Raw genomic sequence first — 13,143 nt, 5'->3', positions numbered from 1 at the left:
AGTACATCCAGTACGAGGACTTCCGGCCGGCACACCGAGAGCACGCACCGGGCGCCGCTCCTTGACGGGCAAACGTTGCCTGCCGCGGCACTAGCGGCGCAACGACTGCCCGAAGCCCGCCGCCAGCGGCATCCGCAGCCCGAGCGGCGGCGGTGCGGCGAAGGCGTCCTCGACCGGGCGGGAGTAGGAGTGGCCGAACAGCGAACCCATCACGAAGTCCTCGGCGAGGGCGAGGACTTCGTGCCGGTGCTGGTGCAGCGCGTGCCCGTCCGAGTGGACCTCGAAGCGGCAGATGCCGCGGTTGGCCTTCTTCGCGCGCGCCGCGAGCCGGAAGGACAACTCCGGGTCGGTACGCGCGTCGTTGGTGCCGTGCACGATCAGCACGCGCCGCCCCGCGAGCTGTTTCACCGGTTCGGGTGGCGCCGCGACGTCCTCCTCCGGCAGCCAGGGTGCCAGCGCCAGCACGGAGTTGACGGCCGCGTGCCCGCCCGCGCGCAGCGCCGCCCGGCCGCCCATGTCGACGCCGGCCAGACACACGGGCACGTCGCCGTAGCGGCGGACGACCTCGTCCGCGGCCCAGGACGCGTCGGCCGCGAGCTGGGCCTCGGTGCCGTTCCAGCCGCGGACCCGGTAGTGCACCACATGGCCGACCAGGCCTTCCGCGCGTCCCGCGCGGGTCAGCCGGCGCCCGAGCGCGCGTACGGAGGCGGTCGCCATCATCGGTGAGGGTCTTCGGGACGAGGTCTCCTCGCCGCCCGGCAGCAGCAGAACAACTCCGCTGACCGCCGTCGGCTCGGGGCCGAGCGCCCTCCCCAGCCGGGCCCTGCGAACCGGCGTCGCTTGCTGTGCCATGACAGAACAGTGTCAGAAGCAAGGGTGTACGCCACCCGTCCGCACGGTCACCGTTACATATCGACGGATGCGCACAACAGGAGATCTACGCGCGTAGGGGCTACAGTGCGAAAATGACGAGCCAGATCCGGAACACCCCGAGCTCGGAGCAGATCCGCCGGGCGCCCAAGGTCCTGCTGCACGATCACCTCGACGGGGGCCTGCGCCCCGGCACGATCGTCGAACTCGCCCGTGAGACGGGCTATTCGAACCTCCCCGAGACCGATCCCGGCAAGCTCGGGCTCTGGTTCCGCGAGGCCGCCGACTCCGGTTCGCTGGAGCGGTACCTGGAGACCTTCGCCCACACCTGCGCCGTCATGCAGACCCGCGAGGCCCTGGTGCGGGTCGCCGCCGAGTGCGCCGAGGACCTCGCCGAGGACGGCGTCGTCTACGCCGAGGTGCGGTACGCGCCCGAGCAGCACCTGGAGGGCGGGCTCAGCCTCGAAGAGGTCGTCGAGGCGGTCAACGAGGGCTTCCGGGAAGGGGAACGGCTGGCCCGGGAGAACGGCCACCGCATCCGGATCGGTGCCCTGCTGACCGCGATGCGGCACGCGGCCCGCGCCCTGGAGATCGCCGAACTCGCCAACCGCTACCGCGACTCGGGCGTCGTCGGCTTCGACATCGCGGGCGCCGAGGCCGGGTTCCCGCCCACCCGGCACCTCGACGCCTTCGAGTACCTCAAGCGCGAGAACAACCACTTCACGATCCACGCCGGCGAGGCGTTCGGCCTGCCGTCCATCTGGCAGGCGCTCCAGTGGTGCGGCGCCGACCGGCTCGGGCACGGCGTCCGCATCATCGACGACATCCAGGTGCGCGAGGACGGCTCGGTGGAGCTCGGCCGGCTCGCCTCGTACGTCCGCGACAAGCGCATCCCGCTGGAGCTGTGCCCCAGCTCCAACCTCCAGACCGGCGCCGCCGACTCGTACGCGGCCCACCCCATCGGGCTGCTGCGGCGTCTGCATTTCCGTGCCACCGTCAATACCGACAACCGTCTGATGTCGGGTACGAGCATGAGCCGGGAATTCGAGCACCTTGTCGAGGCGTTCGGTTACTCGCTCGACGACATGCAGTGGTTCTCGGTCAATGCTATGAAGTCAGCATTCATTCCTTTCGATGAACGGCTGGCCATGATCAATGACGTGATCAAGCCCGGATATGCAGAATTGAAGTCCGAATGGCTGTTCCAGCAGACGGCCTCCACCAGCGGTTCTTCGGGAGAGCAGGCCTGACCGAGGCGAACGGAAAGCGGCCGGGTCTTCACTTCTCCTCCATGACTGGGCCGCTTTTCGACGTTTGCGGCGAGCCGGATCGCGTGTTTACGGTTCTGGACCGCTCACTTACCGTCTCACCCATCCCAAGGACGCATCCCTGATGAAGCAGTCTGCTGCCAAGACCCTCGGTGTCGCCGCTCTCGGCGCCGCTTTCGCCGCTGTCGGCGCGGGCGCCGCGAACGCCGCCCCGGCCGTGCCGGAGGCCTCGTCGGCACTGGACAGCGTCACCAAGACGCTGCCCTCCGAGAACGTCGCCTCGGCGCTGCCCGGTGCCGGTCAGGCGCTCGCCCAGGGCCAGAGCGCCCTCGGCACGGGTGCGGTCGCCGCGCAGCCCGCCGCCACGCGGCTGCTCGCCAACGGGCCGGCCGCGCCCGTGGCCGGGCTGCTCGGGGGGCTGCCGCTGCAGGGGCTGCCCACGCACGGCCTGCCGGTCAACGGCATTCCGCTGGGCTGACGTTCGCGGCCGGACGCAGGCCCTCGCCTGTCCGAGCCCGGGGCCTTCCGTCCGTTCGCGGACGCGCCGCGCGCGTCGCGGCCGTGCCGATTCCGGCCGCACGAACGCCGGTGGGGCACACCCTTCTCGGGTGTGCCCCACCGGCGTTCGCCGTGAGTCCGCGGGCCGCCACCGGGTGCCCGCCCGGGTCACCAGGCGTTGCGGGAGACCTTGTCCTCGGACGGGAAGAGGATCCACAGCGCTATGTAGAGCAGGAACTGCGGGCCGGGGAGCAGGCAGGACAGGACGAAGACGACGCGCATCGTCGTCGCCGAGGTGCCGAAGCGCCGTGCCAGCGCAGCACAGACTCCGCCGATCATGCGGCCGTTCGTGGGGCGGGCAAGGGCGGTCATGGTGGCTCCTTCGCGAACCGTCGTCGAGTGCCGGCGGGGCCGGCTTCGTTGTTCTCATCGGTGCCTTCACCGATGCCTTCAACGCTACGAGGACGACGTGCGCGACACCTCGCTCCAGGGAGCGATCCCGACCCTGGCAATCGTCGGGGTCCGACCCTGAGCCAGGTCCTCCCGGAGGACGGCCGCGCGGCGCCGCGTCTCGGCCCTGCGGCGGAACCGGGCCCTGAGGGCTGGTACGACCGCGACATGCGCGAGCGCCACGCCGACGGTGTTCAGAATGATCGAGTCGATGTCCACGACCTGGCCCGGCACCCCGGTCTGGAGCAGTTCTATGCCCAGCGACAGCAGCACGCCGGCGGCGGTCGTCCGCAGGAGCGAGCCGAGAGGGGAGACGGCGAGCCTGCCCCCCGCCATCGGGAGCAGCACGCCCAGCGGGGCGAGCAGGCCGAGGCCCGCGGCGAGACGCCGGGCGGCCATCTCGGGGCCCAGTGCGAGGTCGGCTCTGATACCCGCGAAGGGCCGCAGGTTGGCGGCGCTCACCCAGGGGACGTCCAGCGGCCGCAGCGTGATCCAGGCGACGAGCGCCAGGTGTGCGACGAGGAGGACACCTCCTGCCACACGGACGCGGGTGACGGCGCTGCCGTCCTCTGAACCATGACGCTGCACGCCCCCCAAGACGCGGGGTCCGGCACGATCGGTTCCGCTGCGATGGGTTTCGGCCCCGTAGCGTTACGAACCCCGGACAGTCGTCGACGTCGGGGCCGTGTCGCCCGGGGCGGCGCGCATCTCCGGGGTGCACTCGTAGCTGCGCAGGCCCGAGGGGGCGGGACCGCCCAGGACGACACTGCCGTCGTCCCGCGCGGCGGCCGAGTCCGAGAAGGTGCAGACGATCTGGGCGAGGGCCGTCCTGGTGAGGTTCTGCGGCGGGGTGCTCAGCCGCAGCGTGTCCTCGGGATCCCCGTCGTGGGGGCCGCCGACCGTCATGCCGCCGCGTACGTCCGTCGTGTACCCGGCCTGCTCCTCGGGCGTCGAGGGCGCCTCCGCGAGCTCGTCCAGCAGCGCCTGGGCCACCAGGACCCGGCGCGCCGACTCCGCCGTACCGTCCGCGATGCGCACCGACCGGTCGACCGTGACCAGTTGTTCCGAGCACAGCAGGAAGACCTGGACCGGCACGCCGTGCGAGGACTGGGTGGTGATGTCCGGGCCGGAGAGGGCGCAGGGCACCCGGGAGGGCGCCGGACCGAAGTCGGTGGGCACCTGGGTGGGACGGATACCGCACCCCGCGAGCAGCACGCCGAGCAGCGGAACGGCCAGCCAGGGCAGCACCCGCCCCCGGGAGGCGGTGCGGGTCCGTGGGCCGGTGGGGTGTGCGGGGGTCATCCGGTGGGGCCTTCCGTGCCGTTCCCGTGCGCGGAGGCGTCCCGGCCCCGCGGGTGGTCGGCGTCCAGTTCCGACGGGTCCCGGGGGAGGCGCAACGTGAAGACCGCCCCGCCCTCGGGCGCGTTCGCCGCGGTGATCTCGCCGCCGTGGATGTGCGCGTTCTCCAGGGCGATGGAGAGGCCGAGGCCACTGCCCTCGGAGCGCGGGCGGGACGCGCTGGCCTTGTAGAACCGGTCGAAGACATGCGGCAGGACGTCCTCGGGAATGCCGGGACCGTGGTCCTGCACCTCGATGACCAGTTCCTCGCCCTCCACGCGCACCGACACCCGCACCGGTGAACCACCGTGCTTGAGCGCGTTGCCGATCAGGTTCGCCAGGATCACGTCGAGGCGGCGCGGGTCGAGCCGCGCCATCCTGCCGCGTTCGGCGTCCAGCTCGACGGCGTCCAGCCAGGCGCGCGCGTCGATGCAGGCGGTGATCTGGTCGGCGATGTCCACGTCGTCGAGGATGAGCCGGGCGGTGCCCGCGTCGAAGCGGGTCACCTCCATCAGGTTCTCGACGAGGTCGCCCAGACGCCGGGTCTCGCTGACGACCAGCCGTACGGCCGGCTCGATCATCGGGTCGACACTGCCGGTCTCCGCGTCCAGTTCCTCTTCGAGGATCTCGGTGACGGCGGTGATCGCGGTGAGCGGTGTCCGCAGTTCGTGCGACATGTCGGCGACGAACCGGCGGGACGCCTCGTCCCGCGCGCTCATGTCCGCGACCCGCTTCTCCAGCGACTCCGCCGTCCGGTTGAACGTCCGGGACAGATCGGCGAGTTCGTCGGTGCCGGAGACCCGCAGCCGGGTGTCCAGCTTGCCCTCGCCGAGCCGGCGGGCCGCGATGCCCAGCCGGTGCACCGGCTTGAGGACCGTGGTCGCGGCGGCCTGGGCGAGCAGCGCCGAGCCGATCAGCGCGAGCCCCGTCGCGATCCCCAGCGACCAGGCCAGGGAGTTGAGGTCCTTGGCCTCCGGCTCGAGGGACTTGAGCATGTAGCCGGTCGTGCTGCCGTCGATCACGCGGGCCCCGCCCACGAGGTACGACTTGTCGTGCTCGGTGATCCGCTGCCAGTACAGGTGGTACGCGGACGTGTTGGTCGAGGTCAGCGGCTGCTGCTTGTTCACCGCCGTCTGGAGGGACTTCGGTACGTCCTCCAGGGTGAACGTGTCCAGCTCGGAGTTGCCGGTGATCATCTTGCCGTCGGCGGCCTCGGCGGTCAGCAGCACACTGAAACGCTGACTGCTGTTCGCCATCTGCCCGGCCGTGCGCTGGAGTTCGTCCTGCGCCGGGTGCACGGGCAGCATGCTCGCGTGGTTGCGCATCTCCTGCTGGAAGTCACGCAGCACCGCGTCCTGGGTACGTGTCAGCACGGCCTCGCGGTTGAGCCAGTACGCGATGCCCGAAGCGGACACCGCGGCGGTGAGCGCGACGAGTCCGAACACCACGACCAGCCGCAGCCGCAGACTGGTGAAGCGCAGACCGGACAGCAACGCCTTGCGCGCCGCGGCCCAGCCGCGGAGCTTGTCCTGCGGTTTGGTCACTGAGGATTGTCCAGCCGATAGCCGACGCCGCGCACGGTACGGATCAGGGTGGGCGAGGACGGCACGTCCTCCACCTTCGCGCGCAGCCGCTGCACACAGGCATCGACCAGACGCGAGTCGCCCAGATAGTCGTGCTCCCACACCAGGCGCAGCAACTGCTGCCGGGACAGGGCCTGTCCGGGCCTGCGGCTCAGCTCCAGGAGCAACCGCAGCTCGGTGGGCGTCAGTTGCAGATCCTCACCGTTCTTGGTGACCGTCATCGCGGCACGGTCGATGACCAGCGAGCCGAACGACGCGGAGTCGTTCGCCTCCCGCTCGCCGCGGCGCAGCACGGCACGGATCCGGGCGTCGAGCACCCGGCCCTGCACCGGCTTGACGACGTAGTCGTCGGCGCCGGACTCCAGTCCGACCACGACGTCGATGTCGTCACTGCGCGCGGTCAGCAGGATGATCGGAAGCTGGTCGGTGCGCCGGATGCGCCGGCACACCTCGAATCCGTCGATGCCGGGCAGCATCACATCCAGCACGATCAGATCCGGGCGCTGCTCGCGCAGCAGCTTCAGACCGTCCTCGCCGGTGGCAGCGGTGGCCACCCGGTGTCCCTGGCGCGTCAAAGAGAGCTCCAGGGCCGTCCGGATGGCGTCGTCGTCCTCGATCAGCAACAGGGAAGGCACGAACGTCATTCTGGCCCATGTCATGCGTGTGTATCGACTGTTGGAGCGCTCCCACTCGACTCCCTGCCCCAACGAGGGGTCTCGCGGGCGGTCGCCGGGGCCCAAGTGGTCATCTGCGTAGTCGTACCGCTCTCCTCTGTGATCGCGCTGTGCCGCACCTGGGAGCGGGCCCTGTGACAGGTCTGTGACAGTCGGCGGACACGGCCATGAAGTGGGCCCGGCAAGCTTTTCGACACAAGGCAGGACGCACGACGGAACGAACCGAAGATCCGGGACTCCACGACGGGGGGCGCGAGATGAACACGCTGCACAGCACCAGCACTAGCGCAGTTGTCACGCGGCTCCACGACGTCACCCGGGCCACGGAGAAGTCCGGGGTCGTGAGCGGACGGGGGTGCGCTCGCGGTGCCGGGCGTCAGCACACCGCGTACATGACGGTGGTTGACGGTTTCACGGGGGAGAACACCACGGCGCCTGCCGCCGTGGGCACGACGGGGGGGAAGGCTCACGGGGGAGCCACGTACGGGGAGGGCTCGGGGGAGCGTCGTTCCGGGGCGGGGAGTGTGGAGGCCGAAGCGGCCTTCACCGCCTACGTCCAGGAGCGCCGCGCCTCCCTGTACGCAACCGCCTACCACCTGACCGGTGACCGCTTCGAGGCCGAGGACCTGCTGCAGAGCGCGCTGTTCTCGACGTACCGGGCCTGGGACCGGATCACCGACAAGGCCGCGGTCGGGGGCTACCTCCGCCGCACCATGACGAACCTGCACATCAGCGCGTGGCGCCGCCGCAAGCTGAACGAGTACCCGACCGAGGAACTGCCGGAGACGCCCGGTGACACGGACGCGATGCGCGGCACCGAACTGCGCGCGGTCCTGTGGCAGGCGCTGGCCCGGCTGCCCGAACTCCAGCGCACCATGCTGGTCCTGCGGTACTACGAGGGCCGCACGGACCCGGAGATCGCGGAGATCCTCGGCATCAGTGTCGGCACGGTGAAGTCCAGCATCTGGCGCTCGCTCCGCCGGATGCGCGAGGACGAGGTCCTCAGCTTCGGCCGTGACGAGGAGGAGTCCTTCGGGGAGCTTGTCGCCTGAGGGTCACGGGGGAGCGGTAACAGCACGGGGGCCGGCTCCGGGGGGAGCCGGTGACGGGGAGTCGGTTCCGGGGGGAGCCGACGCCGAACGGGGTCACGGGGAAACGGGTCACGGGGAATCGACCGTGTCACGGGGGACCACGGGGGAAACGGAAGAAGGTCCAGGCGGTCGGGGGTCCGCTTGGACCTTCTTTCGTTTGGGCCTTCTTCGGTTATTCGGCGAGCCGGCGGTTACGCGGTCGCCGTGGGGGCGGACGCCCGCGGTGCGGCCGAGGGGGCCGACGCGGCCTTCAGCCGGCCGAGTGCCTCGTCCCGGTCGCAGGGGTGGGCGCCCAGGGCGGCCTGGCGCGCCACGATGGAACGCTCGGAGCGCATCAGTCGCCAGCCGCGCCGCAGCAGGAAGGGCACCGACTTGCGGCCCTCCTTCAGATCCCGCACGAATCGGCGCCGGAACGTGGTGACCGCGCCCCGGGACAGGCACAACGCGTCGGCGAGGACGCCGAGTTCGCGGCAGCGCCCGACGATCTCGGCGGCGAAGATCCCCTCCGCGATGAACAGCGGTGCCCCGTCGATGCCCAGGGCCTCGGTCCCGGTGCGGGCACTCAGGGAGATGTCGTAGACGGGGATGGTCGTACGTCCCGTACGGCACAGTTCCTCGATCGCGGCGAGGGCGGTGTCGGCGTCCCACGACTGCGGGTGGTCCCAGTCGATGTCCTCGCTGCCCTCGACCTGGGGCAGCGTCGGGTCCGTGGCCTCTTTGTAGAAGTCGTCGAGGCGGAGCACGGGGAGCCCGGAGGCTGCGGAGAGAAGGGACTTCCCGGAGCCGGAGGGGCCGCAGAGCAGCACCACGCGGGCGGGTATCGGGAGGGGGGAACCCAATGGTCTGTACCTTCTCTGACGGGTCCGGCGGCGCCGCGCGTCGGCACGGCTCCCGGCCATTATCCCCGGCTTTGCCGTACGTGTGGACGGATGTCGGGCGGATGTGACGAGTGGCGCTGATATGCCTGTTGCCCCGCAGGGGCGAATCCATCGCGGGGACCGCCCGGCCGTGATCCAGGTCAACTACTCTGCGTGTCGCGGACATCGCACTCCGCGTTTCCTTCTCCCCGTTCTTCCATCACCGCTAGCCGAAGAGGACAAACCTGATGGCGCGACACGCAGCCCAGCGGAACACCCTGGCCCGTACGACCGCGCGGATCGCCGCGACGGTCGGCGTGGTTGCCGCCGGTGCGGCCGCGGCCACCCCGGCCTTCGCGGAGACGGCCCCCGCCGTGGACGCGGCACACACCCGGCCCGCTTCGCTCGGCAACCTCAACCCGCAGGCGGGACTCCAGGCGCTGACCGGGACCGTGGGGTATGTCACGGGTCCCGTCGAGGGTCTCAAGCCCAACCCGCTGGCCGGCACCGGTGTGGACCCGCTCGACAACGGCGTGGGCACCCAGGTCGCGGACTTCAAGCCGCTGACCTCCAAGGCGCTCACCGGGCCGGTGGCGCAGGCGCAGTCGATCGGCGGCACGCCCGTGGTCGGCCAGGCGACCGGACTCCTCCACTGACATCTCCCGCACGGGCCGACGACGGCCCCTGGGCATGAGAGAGCCGCGCTCCCCTGGACGGAGGGGAAGCGCGGCTCTCTCGTGTCGCGGGGCCCCGGGGACACGGATCGGGGCCCCGACGTCTCAGCGTGCCCGCCTCGGCGGGCTCGGGCTCAGTAGGACGAGCCCGAGGCGCCCAGGGAGCCCGTCGGGTGCCAGACGGTCTTCGTCTCCAGGAAGGCCGTCAGGCGCTCGGTCCCGGGAGTCCGCGCGTAATCCACAGCCTGTGGACGAACAACGCGCTTCAGGTTGTCCGCGGCCGCGATCTCCAGCTCCTTCGCCAGCACCTCGTCCGCGCCGGCCAGGTCGATCGCGTTGACGTCCTGGTGCGCGGCCAGCGGGGCCGCGATCTCCGCGGTCCGGCCGGACAGGATGTTCACGACACCGCCGGGCACGTCGGAGGTGGCCAGCACCTCGCCCAGCGACAGCGCCGGGAGCGGGGACTTCTCGCTGGCGATCACGATCACCGTGTTGCCGGTGGCGATCACCGGGGCGATCACCGACACCAGGCCGAGGAACGACGACTCCTGCGGGGCGAGCACGGTGACGACACCGGTCGGCTCCGGGGAGGACAGGTTGAAGAACGGGCCCGCGACCGGGTTGCCGCCGCCCACGACCTGGGCGATCTTGTCGGTCCAGCCCGCGTACCAGACCCAGCGGTCGATCGCCGCGTCGACGACGGCCGCCGCCTTCGCCTTCGACAGACCCTCCGCGTCGGCCACCTCACGGACGAACTGCTCCTTGCGGCCCTCCAGCATCTCGGCGACGCGGTACAGGACCTGCCCGCGGTTGTACGCCGTCGCTCCGGCCCAGCCGCCGAACGCCTTGCGCGCCGCGACGACCGCGTCACGGGCGTCCTTGCGGCTCGACTGCGGAGCGTTCGCCAGCCACTTGCCCTTGGAGTCGCTCACCTCGTACACCCGGCCGCTCTCGGAACGCGGGAACTTGCCGCCCACGTACAGCTTGTAGGTCTTGAAGATGCTCAGACGCTGCTGCTCGGACTTCTCGGCTGCACTCATTTATCGCTCGCCCTCCGGGCTAGACGGGGCGAGGTACGCCTCCAGGCCGTGACGGCCGCCCTCGCGGCCGAAGCCCGACTCCTTGTAGCCGCCGAACGGCGAGGTCGGGTCGAACTTGTTGAACGTGTTGGACCAGACGACGCCCGCGCGGAGCTTGTTCGCCACGGCGAGGATCCGGGAGCCCTTCTCGGTCCAGATGCCCGCCGAGAGGCCGTACGGGGAGTTGTTGGCCTTGGCGACCGCCTCGTCCGGGGTGCGGAACGTCAGGACCGACAGCACCGGGCCGAAGATCTCGTCACGGGCGATGGTGTGCGCCTGGGTGACGTTCGTGAACAGCGTCGGGGCGAACCAGTAGCCGGAGGAGGGCAGCTCACAGGCCGGGGACCAGCGCTCGGCACCCTCGGCCTCGCCCTGCTCGACGAGCGAGGTGATGCGCGAGAGCTGCTCCTCGGAGTTGATCGCGCCGATGTCCGTGTTCTTGTCCAGCGGGTCGCCCAGACGCAGCGTCGACAGACGGCGCTTGAGCGAGTCGAGCAGCTCCTCGTGGATCGACTCCTGGACCAGCAGCCGGGAACCCGCGCAGCAGACCTGGCCCTGGTTGAAGAAGATGCCGCTGACGATGCCCTCGACGGCCTGGTCGATCGGGGCGTCGTCGAAGACGATGTTGGCGCCCTTGCCGCCCAGTTCGAGGGTGACCTTCTTGTGCGAGCCCGCGATCTGGCGGGCGATCGCCTTGCCGACGGCGGTGGAGCCGGTGAAGGCCACCTTGTCCACGTCCGGGTGCGCGACCAGGGCCGCGCCCGCGTCGCCGTAACCGGGAAGGATGTTGACGACACCCTTGGGCAGACCGGCCTGGCGGCAGATGTCCGCGAAGAACAGCGCCGTCAGGGGCGTGGTCTCCGCGGGCTTGAGGACGACCGTGTTGCCGGTCGCGAGAGCCGGGGCGATCTTCCACGCCAGCATCAGCAGAGGGAAGTTCCAGGGGATGACCTGGCCCGCGACGCCCAGCGGGCGCGGGTTCGCGCCGAAGCCGGCGTGGTCGAGCTTGTCGGCCCAGCCCGCGTAGTAGAAGAAGTGCGCGGCGACCAGGGGGAGGTCGGCGTCCCGGGTCTCCTTGATCGGCTTGCCGTTGTCCAGCGTCTCCAGGACGGCCAGCTCGCGGCTGCGCTCCTGGATGATCCGCGCGATGCGGAACAGGTACTTGGCGCGCTCGGAGCCCGGCAGCGCGGACCACTTCACGAACGCCTTGCGGGCCGCCTTCACCGCGCGGTCGACGTCCGCCTCGCCCGCCTGGGCGATCTCGGAGAGGACCTCTTCGGTGGAGGGGGAGACGGTCTTGAAGACCTTGCCCTCGGCGGCCTCGGTGAACTCACCGTCGATGAACAGGCCGTAGGAGGGGGCGATGTCGACGACGGAGCGGGACTCGGGCGCCGGTGCGTATTCGAATGCGGAAGCCATGATGGATCAGTCCACCGTCACGTAGTCGGGGCCGGAGTAGCGGCCGGTGGCCAGCTTCTGGCGCTGCATCAGCAGGTCGTTCAGGAGCGAGGACGCGCCGAAGCGGAACCAGTGGTTGTCCAGCCAGTCCTCGCCCGCGGTCTCGTTCACCAGGACCAGGAACTTGACGGCGTCCTTGGTGGTACGGATGCCGCCGGCCGGCTTCACACCGACCTGCACGCCCGTCTGGGCGCGGAAGTCGCGGACGGCCTCCAGCATCAGCAGCGTGTTCGCGGGTGTCGCGTTCACGGCCACCTTGCCGGTGGACGTCTTGATGAAGTCGGCCCCGGCCAGCATGCCGAGCCAGCTCGCCCGCCGGATGTTGTCGTACGTCGACAGCTCGCCGGTCTCGAAGATGACCTTCAGGCGGGCGGCGCCCGAGGCCTCCTTCACGGCGACGATCTCGTCGTACACCTTCAAGTATCTGCCCGCGAGGAACGCCCCGCGGTCGATGACCATGTCGATCTCGTCGGCGCCCGCGGCGACGGCGTCACGGACGTCGGCCAGCTTCACGTCGAGCGCGGCGCGGCCGGCCGGGAACGCGGTCGCGACCGAGGCGACCTTCACCCCGGAGCCGGCGACGGCCTCCTTCGCGACGGCCACCATGTCGGGATAGACACAGACCGCCGCCGTGGTGGGCGCCGTGCGGTCGGTCGGGTCCGGGAGGACCGCCTTGGCGCCGAGTGCCCGGACCTTGCCCGGGGTGTCCGCGCCTTCCAGCGTCGTCAGGTCGACCATCGAGATGGCGAGGTCGATGGCGTACGCCTTCGCGGTGGTCTTGATGGAACGGGTGCCGAGCGAGGCGGCGCGCGCCTCCAGGCCGACCGTGTCGACGCCGGGCAGCCCGTGGAGGAAGCGGCGCAGCGTGCTGTCGGACGCCGTCACGTCGCCGAGTGCGTGTGCAGGTGCAGAGGTGGGCATGGTCACCAGACGAGCATATCTACGCGCGTAGCGGCTTGTACAGCCCCGGGGTCTTCCGGGGATTTTTGCCCGCCGGGGCGGGGTGCCGCTCTGCCCCGGCGGGCCGGGAGCCACGGTCACGGTCTCCCACGCCCCCCTCGCAACGGCGTTCCTTCGCCCCCTCCGCCCCTACCCGACCCGTACCCGGGACTCCGGCCCCGGACCCCGCTCCTCAAACGCCGGAGGGGCTGAATCCTCCCGCGTCGGGGCTGAAATCTGGACAGACCACGACGCACCCGCAGCCGGGAATGGACGCGAGGGGCCGTGCCGGTACATCGATGCCCGTCGCCACCGACGCCCACGCCTCACCCAACGGCGACGGGCTGATGCACCGGCACGGCCC

Annotated in this window: 14 protein-coding genes; 4 read left to right on the top strand and 10 right to left on the bottom strand. The window is 70.8% G+C overall.

What is annotated here, in order from left to right:
* Positions 1 to 90 precede the first annotated feature (90 nt).
* The gene (locus ACWEBX_RS33485; protein WP_451888529.1) at positions 91 to 852 is read right to left on the bottom strand and encodes an alpha/beta hydrolase; all 762 of its coding nucleotides are present in this window, start codon (positions 850 to 852) and stop codon (positions 91 to 93) included.
* Positions 853 to 965: 113 nt separating this feature from the next.
* Between ACWEBX_RS33485 and ACWEBX_RS33480 the strand changes: the two genes are divergently transcribed.
* Positions 966 to 2,120 carry an adenosine deaminase gene (locus ACWEBX_RS33480; RefSeq protein WP_451888528.1) on the top strand — a complete coding sequence of 385 codons (1,155 nt, stop codon included), beginning with the start codon at positions 966 to 968 and terminating at the stop codon, positions 2,118 to 2,120.
* 142 nt (positions 2,121 to 2,262) lie between these two features.
* Positions 2,263 to 2,616, top strand: coding sequence for an ATP-binding protein (locus tag ACWEBX_RS33475; RefSeq protein WP_451888527.1), 354 nt, complete (start codon positions 2,263 to 2,265; stop codon positions 2,614 to 2,616).
* A gap of 188 nt (positions 2,617 to 2,804) precedes the next feature.
* Here ACWEBX_RS33475 and ACWEBX_RS33470 read toward each other — a convergent pair whose 3' ends face one another.
* The 5 genes from ACWEBX_RS33470 to afsQ1 all read right to left on the bottom strand — a co-directional run bounded on the left by ACWEBX_RS33470 (position 2,805) and on the right by afsQ1 (position 6,642).
* Positions 2,805 to 3,008 (bottom strand): PspC domain-containing protein, encoded by a 204-nt coding sequence (locus ACWEBX_RS33470; RefSeq protein WP_326785877.1) that lies wholly within the window; start codon positions 3,006 to 3,008, stop codon positions 2,805 to 2,807.
* 84 nt (positions 3,009 to 3,092) lie between these two features.
* A complete protein-coding gene (locus tag ACWEBX_RS33465) occupies positions 3,093 to 3,674 on the bottom strand; it encodes a VanZ family protein (protein ID WP_451888526.1) in 582 nt (193 codons plus the stop codon).
* A 63-nt stretch (positions 3,675 to 3,737) separates the two neighbouring features.
* The gene (locus ACWEBX_RS33460) at positions 3,738 to 4,388 is read right to left on the bottom strand and encodes a hypothetical protein (RefSeq protein ID WP_451888525.1); all 651 of its coding nucleotides are present in this window, start codon (positions 4,386 to 4,388) and stop codon (positions 3,738 to 3,740) included.
* Entirely contained in the window at positions 4,385 to 5,968 is a 1,584-nt protein-coding gene (locus ACWEBX_RS33455; RefSeq protein WP_451888524.1) for a sensor histidine kinase, read from the bottom strand. The genes ACWEBX_RS33460 and ACWEBX_RS33455 overlap by 4 nt, the downstream gene beginning before the upstream one ends.
* Positions 5,965 to 6,642, bottom strand: a complete 678-nt coding sequence (gene afsQ1 / locus ACWEBX_RS33450; protein WP_037625670.1) for a two-component system response regulator AfsQ1 — start codon at positions 6,640 to 6,642, stop codon at positions 5,965 to 5,967. Before afsQ1 ends, ACWEBX_RS33455 begins: the two co-directional genes overlap by 4 nt.
* Before the next feature lie 296 nt (positions 6,643 to 6,938).
* On the opposite strand from afsQ1, the gene ACWEBX_RS33445 reads away from it, so the two are divergent.
* Positions 6,939 to 7,733, top strand: a complete 795-nt coding sequence (locus ACWEBX_RS33445; RefSeq protein WP_451888523.1) for a SigE family RNA polymerase sigma factor — start codon at positions 6,939 to 6,941, stop codon at positions 7,731 to 7,733.
* 230 nt (positions 7,734 to 7,963) lie between these two features.
* Here the strand turns inward: ACWEBX_RS33445 and ACWEBX_RS33440 are convergent, their stop codons facing one another.
* Positions 7,964 to 8,611, bottom strand: a complete 648-nt coding sequence (locus ACWEBX_RS33440; protein WP_384803459.1) for a uridine kinase family protein — start codon at positions 8,609 to 8,611, stop codon at positions 7,964 to 7,966.
* A gap of 266 nt (positions 8,612 to 8,877) precedes the next feature.
* On the opposite strand from ACWEBX_RS33440, the gene ACWEBX_RS33435 reads away from it, so the two are divergent.
* Positions 8,878 to 9,285: a hypothetical protein gene (locus ACWEBX_RS33435; protein WP_451888522.1), complete on the top strand. Its 408-nt coding sequence runs from the start codon at positions 8,878 to 8,880 to the stop codon at positions 9,283 to 9,285.
* Between the two features lie 152 nt (positions 9,286 to 9,437).
* On the opposite strand, the gene ACWEBX_RS33430 is transcribed toward ACWEBX_RS33435, so the two are convergent.
* The 3 genes from ACWEBX_RS33430 to deoC are packed head-to-tail and all read right to left on the bottom strand — an operon-like array spanning position 9,438 to position 12,761.
* Complete coding sequence (locus tag ACWEBX_RS33430) at positions 9,438 to 10,343, bottom strand: aldehyde dehydrogenase family protein (RefSeq protein WP_451888521.1); 906 nt, start codon at positions 10,341 to 10,343, stop codon at positions 9,438 to 9,440.
* Positions 10,344 to 11,801, bottom strand: a complete 1,458-nt coding sequence (locus ACWEBX_RS33425) for an aldehyde dehydrogenase family protein (protein WP_451888520.1) — start codon at positions 11,799 to 11,801, stop codon at positions 10,344 to 10,346.
* A 6-nt stretch (positions 11,802 to 11,807) separates the two neighbouring features.
* Entirely contained in the window at positions 11,808 to 12,761 is a 954-nt protein-coding gene (deoC, locus tag ACWEBX_RS33420; protein WP_451888530.1) for a deoxyribose-phosphate aldolase, read from the bottom strand.
* Positions 12,762 to 13,143 lie beyond the last annotated feature (382 nt).

It is taken from the genome of Streptomyces sp. NPDC005070 (assembly GCF_053600395.1).
Note: the sequence above shows the minus strand (reverse complement) of the source record. Positions and strands in the feature narration are given on the sequence as shown.

Bases quoted from the DNA above. Each gene is read 5' to 3' on its own strand.
- ACWEBX_RS33485 (WP_451888529.1), bottom strand. From the start codon at position 852: ATGGCACAGCAAGCGACGCCGGTTCGCAGGGCCCGGCTGGGGAGGGCG.
- ACWEBX_RS33480 (WP_451888528.1), top strand. From the start codon at position 966: ATGACGAGCCAGATCCGGAACACCCCGAGCTCGGAGCAGATCCGCCGG.
- ACWEBX_RS33475 (WP_451888527.1), top strand. From the start codon at position 2,263: ATGAAGCAGTCTGCTGCCAAGACCCTCGGTGTCGCCGCTCTCGGCGCC.
- ACWEBX_RS33470 (WP_326785877.1), bottom strand. From the start codon at position 3,008: ATGACCGCCCTTGCCCGCCCCACGAACGGCCGCATGATCGGCGGAGTC.
- ACWEBX_RS33460 (WP_451888525.1), bottom strand. From the start codon at position 4,388: ATGACCCCCGCACACCCCACCGGCCCACGGACCCGCACCGCCTCCCGG.
- ACWEBX_RS33445 (WP_451888523.1), top strand. From the start codon at position 6,939: ATGAACACGCTGCACAGCACCAGCACTAGCGCAGTTGTCACGCGGCTC.
- ACWEBX_RS33435 (WP_451888522.1), top strand. From the start codon at position 8,878: ATGGCGCGACACGCAGCCCAGCGGAACACCCTGGCCCGTACGACCGCG.
- ACWEBX_RS33430 (WP_451888521.1), bottom strand. From the start codon at position 10,343: ATGAGTGCAGCCGAGAAGTCCGAGCAGCAGCGTCTGAGCATCTTCAAG.
- ACWEBX_RS33425 (WP_451888520.1), bottom strand. From the start codon at position 11,801: ATGGCTTCCGCATTCGAATACGCACCGGCGCCCGAGTCCCGCTCCGTC.
- deoC (WP_451888530.1), bottom strand. From the start codon at position 12,761: ATGCCCACCTCTGCACCTGCACACGCACTCGGCGACGTGACGGCGTCC.